Raw genomic sequence first — 14,679 nt, 5'->3', positions numbered from 1 at the left:
GCGGATGCCGGACGTTTCTCAAGCGGTTTTCTTCTCTTCGCCCCGGACAACCGTCCAGCGCTTCAACTTCGAGAGCGGCTTGCTCTCCTCGATCCAGACCGTGTCGCCCGCCTTGAACTGATTGTTCTCGTCGTGCGCATGGTAGTTCTTGGACCGGCGAATGGTCTTCTTGTAGATCGGATGGGTGAAGCGGCGGTCGACACGCACGACAACTGTCTTGTCCTGCTTGTCGCTGACGACGACGCCCTGGAGAGTACGCTTCGGCATCTGGCTCGCCCCTTACTTCTTCTTGCTGTCCGCGGCGCGTTTCTGCGCAGCGATGGTCTTGATGCGTGCGATCTCGCGGCGGGCTTCGCGCAGGCGCGAGGTGTTCTCGAGCTGGCCGGTCGCCCGCTGGAAGCGCAGGTTGAACCGCTCCTTCTTCAGATTGAGGATCGCATCCTCCATCTGGTCGGCGCTCATCGCACGGACGTCTTCAGCTTTGTGTGCCATCTCGTTACTCCGCGATGCGCGCAACGAAGCGCGTCTTGATCGGAAGCTTGGCGGCAGCGAGCGACAGCGCCTCACGCGCGATCTGGTCGTTGACACCATCGATCTCGAACAGGATACGGCCCGGCTTCACCCGCGCCACCCACAATTCCGGCGAACCCTTGCCCGAGCCCATGCGGACTTCGGCAGGCTTCTTCGACACCGGAAGATCGGGGAACACGCGGATCCACACGCGACCGACACGCTTCATGTGACGGGTCAGCGCGCGGCGCGCGGCTTCGATCTGGCGCGCAGTGATGCGCTCCGGCGCCATCGCCTTCAGGCCGAACTGGCCGAAGGACAACGTCGCGCCCGACGAGGCGACGCCGTGGATACGGCCCTTATGCGCCTTGCGGAACTTCGTCTTCTTGGGTTGCATCATGGCTTTACGCCCTCAAACCTTCTTCTTTATGCGATCAAGCAGCGTCGCGACGCGAACGGCTGTCACCGCCGCTGGTGTCGTTCAGGCGCTTGTCCTGTGCCATCGGATCGTGCTCGAGGATCTCGCCCTTGAAGAGCCAGACCTTCACGCCGCAGGTGCCGAACGTGGTGAATGCGGTCGCCACGCCGTAATCAATGTCCGCGCGCAGCGTGTGCAGCGGCACGCGGCCTTCACGATACCATTCCATGCGCGCGATTTCCGCGCCGCCGAGACGGCCCGAGCAATTGATACGAATGCCCTGGGCGCCAAGACGCATCGCCGACTGAACCGCACGCTTCATCGCACGGCGGAACGCCACGCGACGCTCGAGCTGCTGGGCAATCGATTCGGCCACCAGCGTCGCGTCGAGTTCCGGCTTGCGGATTTCGACGATGTTGATGACGACGTCGGACTGGGTGATTTCCGCGACCTTCTTCTTCAGCTTGTCGATGTCGGCGCCCTTCTTGCCGATCACCACGCCGGGGCGCGCCGAGTAAACCGAAACGCGGCACTTCTTGTGCGGGCGCTCGATCACGATGCGCGCCACGGCCGCCTGCTTCAGTTCCTTCATTAGCACTTCGCGAATGCGCACGTCCTCGTGGAGGAGCTTGGCGTATTCGCCCTTGCCGGCGAACCAACGGGAATCCCAGGTCCGGTTGATGCCGAGACGCAGCCCGATTGGATTGATCTTCTGACCCATCGTTTTCTCCTGCGCCTTAGGCGCTCGCCTCGGCTTCGACCTGACGAACAACGATCGTCAACTGCGAGAACGGTTTATAGACACGGCCCGAACGGCCACGGCCGCGCGGTGCGAAACGCTTCATGACGATGCCGTTGCCGACATGCGCCTCAGCCACGACCAGCGCGTCGACATCGAGATCGTGATTGTTCTCGGCGTTGGCGATTGCCGATTCCAGGCACTTCTTGACGTCACCGGCGATCCGCTTGCGCGAGAACTGCAGGTCGGCGAGCGCGGAAGCAGCCTTCTTGCCGCGGATCAACTGCGCGACAAGGTTGAGCTTCTGCGGGCTCACGCGAAGCATGCGGGCAACCGCCTTTGCTTCATTCTCCGAAAGGGCGCGTTCGCGCTTTGGTTTGCTCATGACTTAGTCCTCAAGCCTTCTTGGCTTTCTTATCGCCCGAATGGCCATGGAAAGTGCGGGTCGGCGAGAACTCGCCGAACTTGTGGCCGACCATTTCCTCGTTCACGGCGACCGGAACGTGCTTCTGGCCGTTGTAGACGCCGAAGGTCAGACCCACGAACTGCGGCAGGATCGTCGAGCGACGGCTCCAGATCTTGATGACGTCGTGACGGCCGCTCGCGCGCGCTGCATCTGCCTTCTTGAGCAGAGAGCCTTCAACGAACGGGCCTTTCCAGACTGAACGTACCATGTCCGGCGATCCTTACTTCTTCTTCCGCTTGTGGCGGCTGATGAGAATGAACTTGTTGGTCGACTTGTTCGTGCGGGTCTTCTTGCCCTTGGTCGGCTTGCCCCACGGGGTGACCGGGTGACGGCCGCCCGAGGTGCGGCCTTCGCCGCCGCCGTGCGGATGGTCGATCGGGTTCATGACGACGCCGCGGTTGTGCGGGCGACGGCCCATCCAACGCTTGCGGCCCGCCTTGCCGATCGAGGTATTCATGTGGTCCGGGTTCGACACCGCACCGATGGTCGCGGTGCAGCGGCCATGGACCATGCGCTGCTCGCCCGAGTTCAGGCGCAGGATGACGTAGTCGTGGTCGCGACCGACGATCTGGGCGTAGGTACCCGCCGAGCGCGCCATCTGGCCGCCCTTGCCGATCTTCATCTCGACGTTGTGGACAATCGTTCCGACCGGCATGTTGCCCATCGGCATGACGTTGCCCGGCTTCACGTCGACGTAGTTGCCGGCGATCACGGTGTCGCCCACGGCCAGGCGCTGCGGCGCCAGGATGTAGGACTGCTCGCCGTCGGCGTACTTGATCAGCGCGATGAACGCGGTGCGGTTCGGATCGTATTCGAGCCGTTCCACGGTCGCGGCGACATCGACCTTGGTGCGCTTGAAGTCGACCAGACGATAGGTCTTCTTGTGACCGCCGCCACGGAAACGCACGGTGATGCGGCCGGTGTTGCCACGGCCACCGTTCGAATGCTTGCCCTCGGTGAGCACCTTGACCGGCTTGCCCTTATAGAGGGCCGAGCGGTCGACCATCACCAATTGGCGCTGGCCGGGCGTCGTGGGGTTGAATGTTTTCAATGCCATCGTCGTAAACCTTACAGTCCGGTGGTCACGTCGATGCGGTGGCCCTCTTCGAGGGTCACGACAGCGCGCTTGGTATCCGACTGAGAGCCGAACTGGCCGCGGAAGACCTTGGTCTTGCCCTTGCGGACCAGCGTATTGACGCCCTTCACCTTGACGTCGAACAGCTTCTCAACCGCTTCCTTGATCTGCGGCTTGGTCGCCTTCGCGGCAACCTTGAACACAACCTTGTTGTGCTCGGACGCCGCCGTCGCCTTCTCGGTGATCACCGGAGCGACGATGATGTCGTAATGGCGCGAGTCCTGAGTGCTCATTTGAAGCGCGCCTCCAACGCGTCCACCGCGGCCTTCGTCAGCACCAGCTTCTGACGGCGCAGGATGTCATAGACGTTGATGCCCTGGATCGGCAGCACGTCGATGTGCGGAATGTTGCGGGCAGCCTGTGCAAAGCCGTTGTTCACTTCGGCGCCGTCGACGATCAGCGCGCTGGTCAGGCCGAGGCCCGAGAAGTGAGCGATCAGCGCCTTGGTCTTGGCGTCCTTCAGTTCGGCGTTGTCGATCACGACGAGACCGCCGTCCTTCGCCTTCGCCGACAAAGCGTGACGCAGGCCGAGTGCACGAACCTTCTTCGGCAGATCATGCGCATGGCTGCGCACGACGGGACCGAATGCGCGGCCACCGCCACGGAACTGCGGCACGCGGGCCGAGCCGTGACGAGCACCGCCGGTGCCCTTCTGCTTGTACATCTTCTTGCCGGTGCGCCAGACTTCCGCACGGCCCTTGGCCTTGTGCGTACCGGCCTGACGCTTGGCGAGCTGCCAGTTGACGACGCGCTGGATGATGTCCTTGCGCGGCTCGAGACCGAAGATCTCGTCCGACAGGTTCACCGAACCGGCAGCCTTGCCCTCAAGAGTTGTGACGTTCAGTTCCATCACGCGCCCTCCCCGGCAGTCGCTTCTGCAGCAGGAGCAGCCTTCTCGCCGCCTTCGGCGAGCTTGAACTTGCCCGGCTTCGCAGCTTCCTTCGGAAGCGGCTTCTTCACGGCATCGCGCACGGTGATCCAGCCGCCCTTCGAACCGGGAACGGCGCCCTCGACGAGCAGCAGGCCGCGCTCGACATCGGTCTGGACCACGCGCAGGTTCAGCGTGGTGATGCGATCGACACCCATATGACCGGGCATCTTCTTGTTCTTGAAGGTCTTGCCCGGGTCCTGACGGCCACCGGTCGAACCGATCGAACGGTGCGAAACCGAGACGCCGTGGGTGGCGCGCAGACCGCCGAAATTCCAGCGCTTCATGCCGCCCGCGAAGCCCTTACCGACCGAAGTGCCGGTGACATCGACGAACTGGCCGGCAACGAAGTGATCGGCAGTGATTTCAGCACCAACCGGGATCACCGCATCGTCGCTGACGCGGAATTCCACGACCTTGCGCTTGGGCTCGACCTTGGCGACCGCGAACTGTCCGCGTTCGGCCTTCGGCATGTAAACGGACTTGCGAGCGCCCGAACCGAGCTGCAGCGCGGTATAGCCGTTCTTGTCCTTGGTGCGGTGGCCGACAACCTGACAGTTGCCCAGCTTCAGCACGGTCACAGGAATATGTTCGCCGGCCTCAGTAAAGACCCGCGTCATCCCGACCTTTTGTGCGATCACTCCGGAGCGCATCGGCGTGCTTCCTATTCTTTCTGTCCGACAGGCGGACTAACGTACAAGTTTCAGAGCTTGATCTCGACATCGACGCCAGCGGCGAGGTCGAGCTTCATCAAAGCATCGACCGTCTGCGGCGTCGGATCGACGATATCGAGAAGACGCTTGTGAGTGCGCATCTCGAACTGCTCGCGGCTTTTCTTATCGACGTGAGGCGAACGGTTCACGGTGAACTTCTCGATGCGGGTCGGTAGCGGAATCGGTCCGCGAACCTGAGCACCGGTGCGTTTTGCCGTGTTCACGATCTCGCGGGTCGACGTATCGAGAATCCGATGGTCGAACGCCTTGAGACGAATGCGAATATTCTGGCCGTTCATTGCCGTTTCTTTCTTGCCCGTCACGACCGGTCAGTCCGGTCATCCACGTCGGTATTCAAAGGGGTCGTGAATGCCCGGCCTTCCGGCCGGGCATGACGACGGATCGTTTCTTACTCGATGATGCTTGCGACGACGCCTGCACCAACGGTGCGGCCGCCTTCGCGGATCGCGAAGCGAAGCTTCTCTTCCATCGCGATCGGCACGATCAGGTGCACTTCCATCGCGATGTTGTCGCCCGGCATCACCATCTCGGTGCCTTCCGGCAGGTGAACCACGCCCGTCACGTCGGTCGTGCGGAAGTAGAACTGCGGACGGTAGTTGGTGAAGAACGGGGTGTGACGGCCGCCCTCTTCCTTGGTGAGGATGTAGGCCTCGGCCTTGAACTTGGTGTGCGGCTTGACCGAACCCGGCTTGCAGAGCACCTGACCGCGCTCGACTTCCTCGCGCTTGGTGCCGCGCAGCAGCGCGCCGATGTTGTCGCCAGCCTGGCCCTGATCGAGCAGCTTGCGGAACATTTCAACGCCGGTGACGGTGGTCTTCTGGGTCGGCTTCAGACCGACGATCTCGATTTCCTCGCCGACCTTGACGACGCCGCGCTCCACGCGGCCGGTGACGACGGTGCCGCGGCCCGAGATCGAGAACACGTCTTCAACCGGCATCAGGAACGGCTGGTCGATCGGACGCTCCGGCTGCGGAATGTACTCGTCGACATTCTTCATCAGCTCGAGGATGGCTTCCTTGCCGAGCTTGGCATCGCTGTCTTCCAGCGCGGCCAGAGCCGAACCCTTGACGATCGGAATCTTGTCGCCCGGGAAGTTGTACTTCGAGAGCAGTTCGCGAACTTCGAGTTCGACGAGCTCGAGAAGCTCCGGATCGTCGACCATGTCGCACTTGTTGAGGAACACGACGAGCGCCGGAACGCCGACCTGACGGGCAAGCAGGATGTGCTCGCGGGTCTGCGGCATCGGGCCGTCAGCGGCCGACACGACGAGGATCGCGCCGTCCATCTGGGCAGCGCCGGTGATCATGTTCTTCACGTAGTCGGCGTGGCCGGGGCAGTCGACGTGCGCGTAGTGGCGGTTCGGCGTCTCGTATTCGACGTGAGCGGTCGAGATCGTGATGCCGCGGGCCTTTTCTTCCGGCGCCTTGTCGATCTGATCGTAAGCCGTGAACGTAGCGCCACCAGCTTCGGCCAGAACCTTCGTAATCGCCGCAGTCAGCGACGTCTTGCCATGGTCGACGTGACCGATGGTGCCGATGTTGCAGTGGGGTTTCTTACGTTCAAATTTCTCTTTAGCCATGACACTCTCCGTTCAGACTTTGGCTTTCACCAAAGACAATCAGGCAAACTTCTTCTGGACTTCAGCCGACACGTTGGCCGGCGCTTCAGCGTAGTGATCGAATTGCATCGTGAAGGTCGCGCGACCCTGGCTCATCGAGCGCAGGTTGTTCACGTAACCGAACATGTTCATGAGCGGCACCATCGCGTTGATGACGTTGGCGTTGCCGCGCATATCCTGACCCTGGATCTGGCCACGGCGGGAGTTGAGGTCGCCGATCACAGAACCCGTGTAATCTTCCGGCGTCACCACCTCGACCTTCATGATCGGCTCGAGCAGGACGGACTTGCCCTTCTGCAGAGCCTCACGGAAAGCCGCGCGCGAGGCGATTTCGAACGCCAGCGCCGAGGAGTCGACGTCGTGGTACTTGCCGTCCACGAGCTGAACCTTGACGTCCACCACCGGGAAGCCGGCGACCACGCCCGAATTCATCACGCTGTTGAGACCCTTTTCGACGCCGGGGATGTATTCCTTCGGCACCGCGCCGCCGACGATCTTCGATTCGAACTCATAGCCAGCGCCCGGCTCGTTCGGCTCGACGACGAGCGACACTTCGGCGAACTGACCCGTACCGCCGGTCTGCTTCTTGTGGGTGTACTTGACCTCGGCCTTCTTGGTGATCTTCTCGCGGAACGCCACCTGCGGCGCGCCGATGTTGGCGTCGACCTTATAGGTGCGGCGAAGAATATCGACCTTGATGTCGAGGTGGAGTTCGCCCATGCCCTTGAGAATGGTCTGGCCGGATTCCTGATCGGTCGACACGCGGAAGGACGGGTCCTCAGCAGCGAGCTTCGCCAGAGCGACGCCGAGCTTTTCCTGATCGGCCTTCGACTTCGGCTCGATCGCGATCTCGATCACCGGCTCGGGGAATTCCATCTTTTCAAGGATGACCTGATGGTCCGGGTCGCACAGCGTGTCGCCGGTGCGCGCTTCCTTGAGGCCAGCCAGAGCGACGATGTCGCCCGCATAGGCTTCCTTGATGTCTTCGCGGTTGTTCGCATGCATCAGCAACATGCGGCCGATACGCTCTTTCTTCTCGCGGGTCGAGTTCACGACGCCGGTGCCGCTGGTCAGAATGCCCGAATAGATACGGCAGAAGGTGATGGTGCCGACGAACGGGTCGTCCATGATCTTGAACGCGAGGAGCGACATCGGCTCCTTGTCGTCCGCATGGCGCAGAACCTCGTTGCCGCTCTCGTCCACGCCCTTGATCGCGGGCACGTCGAGCGGCGACGGCAGATAGGCGACCACGGCGTCGAGCAGCGGCTGCACGCCCTTGTTCTTGAACGCGGTGCCGCAGAGCACCGGATAGAACGCGCCGGTGATCACCGCCTTGCGGATCAGCTTCTTCAGCGTCGCCTCGTCCGGCTCATTGCCGTCGAGATAGGCAGCCATGGCGTCGTCGTCGAGCTCGACGGCGGCTTCAACCAGCTTCTCGCGATATTCCTTCGCCTTGTCGGCGAGGTCGGCCGGGATCGCCTCGACGTCGTACATCGAGCCGAGCGAGTCCTGATTGTAGACCAGCGCCTGCATGCGAACGAGGTCGATCATGCCCTTGAAGTTGTTCTCGGAGCCGATCGGCAACTGGATCGCGATCGGCTTGGCGCCGAGACGGTCAACGATGTCGGACAGGCACTTGTAGAAGTCGGCGCCGGTCTTATCCATCTTGTTGCAGAAAACGATGCGCGGAACCTTGTACTTGTCACCCTGACGCCAGACGGTCTCGGTCTGCGGCTCGACGCCCTGGTTGGAGTCGAGAACGCAAACGGCGCCGTCGAGCACGCGCAGCGAACGCTCGACTTCAATGGTGAAGTCGACGTGGCCGGGGGTGTCGATGATGTTCAGGCGCTTGCCATCCCAGAACGCGGTGGTCGCGGCCGAGGTGATCGTGATGCCACGCTCCTGCTCCTGCGCCATCCAGTCCATCGTCGCGGCACCTTCGTGCACTTCGCCGATCTTGTGGCTCTTGCCGGTGTAATAGAGGATGCGCTCGGTCGTCGTGGTCTTGCCAGCGTCGATATGCGCCATGATACCGAAATTACGGTAGTCCTCGATGGCATGTTGGCGGGGCATGGGCCTGTCCTTAAATTTCCGTTCGGGTCGCCGTTACCAGCGATAGTGCGAGAAGGCGCGGTTGGCTTCCGCCATCTTGTGCACGTCTTCACGCTTCTTCACGGCGTTGCCGCGGTTGTTGGCTGCATCGAGCAATTCCGCCGAGAGACGCTCGGTCATGGTCTTCTCGTTGCGGCCGCGCGCGGCCGAAATGATCCAGCGCAGGCCGAGAGCCTGACGGCGGGTGGAGCGGACTTCGACCGGCACCTGATAGGTCGCACCACCGACGCGGCGCGAGCGCACTTCGATGGTCGGCATCACGTTGTCGAGCGCCTGCTCGAACACGGTCAGCGGAGCCTGCTTGGTCTTCTGCTCGATGATGTCGAACGCACCATAGACGATGCTTTCGGCGGCAGACTTCTTGCCGTCGTACATGATCGAATTCATGAACTTCGAGACGATGACGTTCCCGAACTTCGGATCCGGATTGACTTCGCGCTTTTCGGCGGAGTGGCGACGAGACATGGTTTCCGCTCCTGCTTACTTCGGACGCTTCGCGCCGTACTTCGAACGGCGCTGCTTGCGGTTCTTGACGCCCTGCGTATCGAGGACGCCGCGGAGGATGTGGTAGCGAACGCCGGGCAAGTCCTTGACGCGGCCGCCGCGGATCATGACCACCGAGTGCTCCTGAAGGTTGTGACCTTCACCCGGAATGTAGCCGATGACCTCGAAGCCGTTGGTCAGGCGCACCTTGGCAACCTTACGAAGCGCCGAGTTCGGCTTCTTCGGCGTGGTCGTGTAGACGCGCGTGCAAACACCACGCTTCTGCGGCGACTGCTGCAGCGCTGGCACCTTCTTACGCGACTTCTGCGCTTCGCGCGGATTTGCGATCAGCTGGTTGATCGTCGGCATATTCGCCTTCACCCTTGTTCGCGCGGAGCTTGCGGCCCCGCAAATTCGTTCGGGGCAACCGCCCCACTCTCTCCACCCCGACGCCAACCATTCGCGCAAAACGAAATCGCGCCAACCGATCATCACTGACCGGAAAGCGCTGAAACGCCACAGAGGACCACAGCTCGCTTCAGACTCTCGCCCGAAGTCCACCTAGGTCATGCATCCAAAGCCAATCTCAGAAGCCAATCGCCCGAGAGACTGATTTTCGTCTTGGCATTGCCTGGTTAGTACCGACAGCGTTTGAGCGTCATGGGTCGAGGTTGGTGCCGTTTCATGCCGGAGCCAAAGCCCGCAGGATGAAAGGTGGTCCGTTCCGACACAGGGAAGCTCACCGCCTGTCGTGAAGTGGCCGGTTTGTATAAGCCATGCATGGCCAAGTCAAGGCGAAAGGTAATGTAAAAAGCCCGCGCCATTCCGGCACTTCTGTCATCCGGACAAGATGCGCGCGAATGATGGAGTCTGGCTGCGCGAGAATCGCACCCACCGCGATTCCCCTAGGCCAAAGAACCACCTCAGCACGCGCTTTGCGCGCTGGGCGCTTTACTTAACCTATTGATTTAAAATGGTTAGGTATAATAATACAGTAATAAATTATGATCCCTGCCCCAGCCCGGCCTATAAATCTGACGGCAAGTCCCGGCGCTCAGTTCCGCGACATCCGACGGCGCAGGATACGGAGCGCCGTGATCGGGATTTCGACCAGGAACGGAACGGGGTCGTCCCAGGCCATGGTCGCCCATGCGACCGGCCGACGGAAACTCGCCAGATAGGCCGGCAAGCCGCCGCGCCATTGCCCTTGGCGGATCAGCGACAGGACCGCCGGGGCGTCACGGAGGACGTGCATCCAGCGATAGTCTTTGGCGTCTGTCGAAGCCGGAGGCTGTTCTCCGTGGGCCATGCGATAAAGCATGGTGACGAAATCGGTGCCCGCCGCCTCCCCGAGCCCGATCCAGGCCCAGACCCGCGTGTTGACGTCGAGCGGCTTGAACTGGCCGTCGCGGGCATCGAACTTGAAGTCGATCTCGACCAGCCCTTCATAACGGGCCGCGCGCAACAGCTTCTCCGCGACGTCGCGAATCCGCGGCTCGTCCACGATCTCGATAAAACAACTGATCCCGAAGTCCGACGGATACTGCCGTGTCCGGCGAACCGTCATTTCCGCGACAGGCTCGCCGGCCGACCAGACGCCCGCATAGGAATACTGTTCGTGGCCCTCGCCCGGAATGTAATCCTGCACCACCACGCCCGACGCACCGGAATGCGTGGCCGCATCACGATAAAGCGTGTCCAGTTCCTCGCGCGTGTCCGCGCGCCAGACCTTGTCCTGCGTGAAACTGTTGCGCGCCTCGCGTTGCGCGGGCTTGAGCAGGACCGGAAACGCGGGCTCAAGCGCTGCGAGATCCGCCGCGCTGTCGACCCGGTAGCTGCGGGGAAACGGAATTCCGACCTGCGTGGCAAGCCCGGCCAGGAGCTTCTTGTCGCCAAGCTGCTTCAGGTCGTCCCATTTCAGCGACACCACACGAAACGCCTTTTGCAGCGCATCCCGGTTCTCGGCGATCAGCTTCACATCGCCGTCCGCGCAGGGAATAAGCAGCCAGTCCTTCAGGCCGCGCTTTGCTGCAAGATCGAGCAGCCATTGCGCGGCGCCGGGCGCCTGCGCGCCGGACCACGAGAAACTCTCCCGCACGTAGCGCGAGAAGCGCGGCAGCGGGTGATCGTCGCTCACATAAATAACGGGAATGCCCTTGCGGCCGAGCGTGCGCGCGGCCGCCAATGCGCCGTGAACGCCGCCGAGAAGAACAACACCAGCCGGAGGAAGAGCCGCGCTCATCGCTCCCTCGAAAACGGACCGAGCGCGCGGATTCGCTCTTCCCAATAAGGGCTCGCGGTCGCCAGCACGTTGTAGCCGTAATTGACGGCCCGCTTGATCCGGTCGAGCGGAGAGACATCCGTCAATTGTTCGAAGCGGCCCGTGGCCGGATCGTAGCAGAACAGCTTGAACGGCGTGTGGTCGAGAATATGCCGCGAAATGGTGTGGTTGCGGTCGTTGCCATGCTCCTCGCAGATCATGACGCAATCACCGGAAAGCATTTTCTCACCGCCCGCGATGGCCGCGATCTCGACGCCCTCGACATCGAGCTTGGCGACGTAGCGTCCTTTCGGATCGAGCTTCATTCGCTCCATCAAGGAATCGAGCGTAATCACGGGAACTTCCTCGCCCGCGTCCGAACCGCCGACGATAGACAATGCCTCGTGCTTGCGGCCCGACAGATGCGCGACGCCTTCCGTGGCCCCGATCGCCGCTTTCACCGGCGTGAACCGCCCGCCATTGCGGGATGCGTTACGTGACAGCCATGTGAAATTGGCCGACGACGGCTCGATCGCGATCGAATGATGTGAGCCATACGGACGACTCGATGTGAGCACCGACCAGTAGCCGAAATTCGCGCCGCCATCGATCAGCATGTAATCGGCATCAGCGATGCCTTTGAAAAACATCTCGATATCGAATTCGTAACGATAGCGGGAGAACAGCAACAGGCTCCAATAGCCATCGCAGAACGGGAAGGAAAATATCGCATCCTTGTTCAGGCGCACCTCGATCGGCTGCTCGGCCGACAACGTGCGCAGCCCCTGGCACCCCGCCGCAAAGCCGCGGAAATACCAAGCAGAGCTGATTGCAGCTCCCGCCTGCATCGCACCGATCAGCAGCCGCTCACGCGCACCTGCCCCGGCGACATCGCCGGTGGCGCGGTCGAACGTCAGGACAGAGTTGAAGCTGTGCTCGGGAGCAATGGAATTCATGGCAGGAAAAATATCCAAATCAGGCCGCTGATGATTTCCGGTCCAGTCAGATCCGGCATTTGATAGTCCGGTCAGGACTTTAACGCGATGAACGCAGATACTGGGCGATCAAGCGGCCGGCATCGTTAATTGTGTCAGATTCCACCTTCCAAGGTTACTCCTTGATAGATGCCTGCGGCCCCCGTCAATTGGAAGGAATGTTTTAGTGAGTGGTTAATCTTTCAGCACCGCATTGCAAAAACACCGGGCCGCCTTGATGCTTCCCGCCTGCGCCCTGTTTTTTCACCAATTCAAAAGGCGCGAAGCTCCCCCTGATCTCGATCATCGGGGTAAATCAGCAACCTTACTCGTCGTCTTCCTCGTCTTCTTCGTCCTCTTCGTCACTCTCACCCGCATCGTGATGCGGCTGGTGCATCTGGTCGTCCCAGAGCCGACGATAGAGACCATTCTTGCCGATCAATTCCGCGTGCGATCCCCGCTCCACTACCCGGCCGTCGCGCAACACGATGATCTCGTCCATTTCGACCACCGAGGTCAGACGATGGGTCGACCAGATCATGGTGCGGCCCTCTGCCGCCTTGAGCAGCGTGCGGTTGATCGCGGCCTCGGTGGTCTGGTCGAGCGCCGAGGTCGCCTCGTCCAGCAACAGCACCGAAGGATTTCGCACCATCGCGCGCGCGATCGCGATGCGCTGGCGCTGGCCGCCGGACAGGGTGTCGCCGCGCTCGCCCACCAGCGTGTCATACCCCTCCGGCAGCGAAGCGATATGGCTATGGATTTCCGCTGTCTTCGCCGCGGCTTCCACCTCGGCGTCGGTCGCATCCTGCTTGCCGAGCCGGATGTTCTCGCGGATCGACATGTTGAACAGCATGTTCTCCTGAAAGACGACGGCCATATGCGAGCGCAGCGAATCCCGCGTCACCTTGCGGATGTCGACGCCGTCGATGGCGACGCGTCCCTCGGTCGGCTCGTAAAGCCGCAGGATCAGGTTGAGCAGCGTGCTCTTGCCCGAGCCGCTTGGGCCGACGATGGCGATGTGCTTGCCGGCCTTGAGCCTCAACGTCAGACCGTCCAGCACCTTGGTATCGGTGCCCTCATAGCTGAAGCTGACGCGCTCGAAGGCGATATCGTTCATCACCGGCGGCATTTCCGGCGCGCCCGGCCGGTCCGCACCCCGCATCGGCTCGTCGAGCAATTCCTCCATGTGCTGCACGGAAGCGGCCGAGGAGATCGCCAGCGGGATGAAATGCATCAGATGCGCGATGTTGTAGGAAATCTCCCAGAACGCGCTCTCGAAGGTGACGAAGGTGCCGACCGTGATCTGGCCCTTGGTGGCGAGATACGCGCCGATGCCGAGCACGACGAGATGCAGCAGCAGCACGGAGACGGTGACGGTGCGCTCCACCATCGAGGACAGGAAGGTGGCCTCCGCAATGGAGCGCCGCGCATTGAGGTTGCGGAACGTGAACCAGCCGAACGCCTTGCGCTGCAAGCCGAACGCCTTCACCACGAGCTGGGTGCCGATGTTTTCCTGGACCACGCCGAGGATCGCGGATTCGTTGACCTTTTGATCGTAATTGGCCTGCACCGCCTTCGGCGTCAGGATTCGCGGGCCAACCAGCGTCACCGGGAAAATCAGCAGCGCCACCACCGCAAGTTGCCAATTCAGCCAGATCATCAGGCCGATGCCGGCGATCAGTTCGAACAGCGGCAGCAGCGCGCTGTTGGCAAGCGATTTGATCGAGCTTTCATAACCCGCCATGTCCACCGAGAAGCGCGACAGGATTTCGCCGCGCTTGGTGCGACCGAAGAAGGACGCCGGAAGGCTCTGCAGATGATTGAACAGCCGGGTGCGGACATCGGAGATCACCGCTGCGGACAGGCGCGCGTCCCATAGCTCGTACCAGACTGCCACGATCGAGGTGAGAATGCCTGCGGTCGCCAGCACAATGAGGATCACATAGAGCGCGTGGAAGTCCTCCTCCCCGAGCGCATCGTCGATCAGGTATTTCAGGCTGAGCGGCATGATAACGTTGAACAACGTCTCCACGAACAGCCCGATGCCGACGAACACAAGCCAGCGCTTGTAGTTGCGCATCAACGGCCATGTGAAGCGATAGATCGTCGCGAATGCGCCCGCGGCTTCGCTCGCGGTAAAGGCGACGAGATCCTCGTCATCGTCGTCGTCAATGTCGACCGCGACCGGCTCCGGAATGGGCTCTGGACGCACGGCCTCCTCGGCGGCGCGCTTGTCGGCAACGGACTCCGGGTCGGTGCTATCCGGCGGTAGCGACATCGAAAGGATTTGCCCAGTGCGCGA

General features: G+C 61.8%; 18 protein-coding genes. All 18 read right to left on the bottom strand.

Annotated elements, in window-relative coordinates:
* Positions 1–18 precede the first annotated feature (18 nt).
* The 18 genes from rpsQ to AC1RNA_RS10560 all read right to left on the bottom strand — a co-directional run bounded on the left by rpsQ (position 19) and on the right by AC1RNA_RS10560 (position 14,655).
* Positions 19–267, bottom strand: coding sequence for a 30S ribosomal protein S17 (rpsQ, locus tag AC1RNA_RS10645; protein WP_009341052.1), 249 nt, complete (start codon positions 265–267; stop codon positions 19–21).
* A 12-nt stretch (positions 268–279) separates the two neighbouring features.
* Positions 280–492, bottom strand: coding sequence for a 50S ribosomal protein L29 (gene rpmC, locus AC1RNA_RS10640; RefSeq protein ID WP_002715377.1), 213 nt, complete (start codon positions 490–492; stop codon positions 280–282).
* A 4-nt stretch (positions 493–496) separates the two neighbouring features.
* The gene (gene rplP, locus AC1RNA_RS10635; RefSeq protein ID WP_009341053.1) at positions 497–910 is read right to left on the bottom strand and encodes a 50S ribosomal protein L16; all 414 of its coding nucleotides are present in this window, start codon (positions 908–910) and stop codon (positions 497–499) included.
* Between the two features lie 34 nt (positions 911–944).
* Complete coding sequence (gene rpsC, locus AC1RNA_RS10630; protein WP_009341054.1) at positions 945–1,649, bottom strand: 30S ribosomal protein S3; 705 nt, start codon at positions 1,647–1,649, stop codon at positions 945–947.
* Between the two features lie 16 nt (positions 1,650–1,665).
* On the bottom strand, positions 1,666–2,052 hold the full coding sequence (rplV, locus tag AC1RNA_RS10625) for a 50S ribosomal protein L22 (RefSeq protein WP_009341055.1): 387 nt from the start codon (positions 2,050–2,052) through the stop codon (positions 1,666–1,668).
* Positions 2,053–2,062: 10 nt separating this feature from the next.
* Positions 2,063–2,341: a 30S ribosomal protein S19 gene (gene rpsS / locus AC1RNA_RS10620; RefSeq protein WP_008136357.1), complete on the bottom strand. Its 279-nt coding sequence runs from the start codon at positions 2,339–2,341 to the stop codon at positions 2,063–2,065.
* Between the two features lie 12 nt (positions 2,342–2,353).
* Complete coding sequence (rplB, locus tag AC1RNA_RS10615) at positions 2,354–3,190, bottom strand: 50S ribosomal protein L2 (protein WP_009341056.1); 837 nt, start codon at positions 3,188–3,190, stop codon at positions 2,354–2,356.
* An 11-nt stretch (positions 3,191–3,201) separates the two neighbouring features.
* Positions 3,202–3,501 carry a 50S ribosomal protein L23 gene (locus tag AC1RNA_RS10610; protein WP_009341057.1) on the bottom strand — a complete coding sequence of 100 codons (300 nt, stop codon included), beginning with the start codon at positions 3,499–3,501 and terminating at the stop codon, positions 3,202–3,204.
* Entirely contained in the window at positions 3,498–4,118 is a 621-nt protein-coding gene (gene rplD / locus AC1RNA_RS10605; RefSeq protein WP_009341058.1) for a 50S ribosomal protein L4, read from the bottom strand. The genes AC1RNA_RS10610 and rplD overlap by 4 nt, the downstream gene beginning before the upstream one ends.
* A complete protein-coding gene (gene rplC, locus AC1RNA_RS10600) occupies positions 4,118–4,849 on the bottom strand; it encodes a 50S ribosomal protein L3 (protein WP_009341059.1) in 732 nt (243 codons plus the stop codon). The genes rplD and rplC overlap by 1 nt, the downstream gene beginning before the upstream one ends.
* A 50-nt stretch (positions 4,850–4,899) precedes the next feature.
* Entirely contained in the window at positions 4,900–5,208 is a 309-nt protein-coding gene (gene rpsJ, locus AC1RNA_RS10595; RefSeq protein WP_002712302.1) for a 30S ribosomal protein S10, read from the bottom strand.
* Positions 5,209–5,318: 110 nt separating this feature from the next.
* The gene (gene tuf / locus AC1RNA_RS10590; protein ID WP_009341061.1) at positions 5,319–6,509 is read right to left on the bottom strand and encodes an elongation factor Tu; all 1,191 of its coding nucleotides are present in this window, start codon (positions 6,507–6,509) and stop codon (positions 5,319–5,321) included.
* A gap of 39 nt (positions 6,510–6,548) precedes the next feature.
* A complete protein-coding gene (gene fusA / locus AC1RNA_RS10585; RefSeq protein ID WP_048755830.1) occupies positions 6,549–8,621 on the bottom strand; it encodes an elongation factor G in 2,073 nt (690 codons plus the stop codon).
* Positions 8,622–8,654: 33 nt separating this feature from the next.
* Positions 8,655–9,125 carry a 30S ribosomal protein S7 gene (rpsG, locus tag AC1RNA_RS10580; protein ID WP_009341063.1) on the bottom strand — a complete coding sequence of 157 codons (471 nt, stop codon included), beginning with the start codon at positions 9,123–9,125 and terminating at the stop codon, positions 8,655–8,657.
* 15 nt (positions 9,126–9,140) lie between these two features.
* Entirely contained in the window at positions 9,141–9,512 is a 372-nt protein-coding gene (gene rpsL / locus AC1RNA_RS10575; RefSeq protein ID WP_002712306.1) for a 30S ribosomal protein S12, read from the bottom strand.
* Positions 9,513–10,197: 685 nt separating this feature from the next.
* Positions 10,198–11,385 (bottom strand): carboxylate--amine ligase, encoded by a 1,188-nt coding sequence (locus AC1RNA_RS10570; RefSeq protein ID WP_492951056.1) that lies wholly within the window; start codon positions 11,383–11,385, stop codon positions 10,198–10,200.
* Positions 11,382–12,359: an FkbM family methyltransferase gene (locus AC1RNA_RS10565; RefSeq protein ID WP_492951055.1), complete on the bottom strand. Its 978-nt coding sequence runs from the start codon at positions 12,357–12,359 to the stop codon at positions 11,382–11,384. The genes AC1RNA_RS10570 and AC1RNA_RS10565 overlap by 4 nt, the downstream gene beginning before the upstream one ends.
* Positions 12,360–12,702: 343 nt before the next feature.
* A complete protein-coding gene (locus AC1RNA_RS10560; protein WP_492951054.1) occupies positions 12,703–14,655 on the bottom strand; it encodes an ABC transporter ATP-binding protein in 1,953 nt (650 codons plus the stop codon).
* Between the last annotated feature and the right edge of the window lie 24 nt (positions 14,656–14,679).

Source organism: Afipia sp. GW821-FHT14H12 (genome assembly GCF_058803465.1).
This window is presented reverse-complemented; position numbering and strand designations above follow the sequence as displayed.

Coding starts and splice junctions, on each gene's coding strand:
- AC1RNA_RS10610 (WP_009341057.1), bottom strand. CDS start 3,501: ATGAGCACTCAGGACTCGCGCCATTACGACATCATCGTCGCTCCGGTG.
- rplC (WP_009341059.1), bottom strand. CDS start 4,849: ATGCGCTCCGGAGTGATCGCACAAAAGGTCGGGATGACGCGGGTCTTT.
- rpsJ (WP_002712302.1), bottom strand. CDS start 5,208: ATGAACGGCCAGAATATTCGCATTCGTCTCAAGGCGTTCGACCATCGG.
- rpsS (WP_008136357.1), bottom strand. CDS start 2,341: ATGGTACGTTCAGTCTGGAAAGGCCCGTTCGTTGAAGGCTCTCTGCTC.
- rpmC (WP_002715377.1), bottom strand. CDS start 492: ATGGCACACAAAGCTGAAGACGTCCGTGCGATGAGCGCCGACCAGATG.
- rplV (WP_009341055.1), bottom strand. CDS start 2,052: ATGAGCAAACCAAAGCGCGAACGCGCCCTTTCGGAGAATGAAGCAAAG.
- fusA (WP_048755830.1), bottom strand. CDS start 8,621: ATGCCCCGCCAACATGCCATCGAGGACTACCGTAATTTCGGTATCATG.
- tuf (WP_009341061.1), bottom strand. CDS start 6,509: ATGGCTAAAGAGAAATTTGAACGTAAGAAACCCCACTGCAACATCGGC.
- rpsG (WP_009341063.1), bottom strand. CDS start 9,125: ATGTCTCGTCGCCACTCCGCCGAAAAGCGCGAAGTCAATCCGGATCCG.
- rplP (WP_009341053.1), bottom strand. CDS start 910: ATGATGCAACCCAAGAAGACGAAGTTCCGCAAGGCGCATAAGGGCCGT.
- rplB (WP_009341056.1), bottom strand. CDS start 3,190: ATGGCATTGAAAACATTCAACCCCACGACGCCCGGCCAGCGCCAATTG.
- AC1RNA_RS10560 (WP_492951054.1), bottom strand. CDS start 14,655: ATGTCGCTACCGCCGGATAGCACCGACCCGGAGTCCGTTGCCGACAAG.
- AC1RNA_RS10565 (WP_492951055.1), bottom strand. CDS start 12,359: ATGAATTCCATTGCTCCCGAGCACAGCTTCAACTCTGTCCTGACGTTC.
- rpsQ (WP_009341052.1), bottom strand. CDS start 267: ATGCCGAAGCGTACTCTCCAGGGCGTCGTCGTCAGCGACAAGCAGGAC.
- rpsC (WP_009341054.1), bottom strand. CDS start 1,649: ATGGGTCAGAAGATCAATCCAATCGGGCTGCGTCTCGGCATCAACCGG.
- rpsL (WP_002712306.1), bottom strand. CDS start 9,512: ATGCCGACGATCAACCAGCTGATCGCAAATCCGCGCGAAGCGCAGAAG.
- AC1RNA_RS10570 (WP_492951056.1), bottom strand. CDS start 11,385: ATGAGCGCGGCTCTTCCTCCGGCTGGTGTTGTTCTTCTCGGCGGCGTT.
- rplD (WP_009341058.1), bottom strand. CDS start 4,118: ATGGAACTGAACGTCACAACTCTTGAGGGCAAGGCTGCCGGTTCGGTG.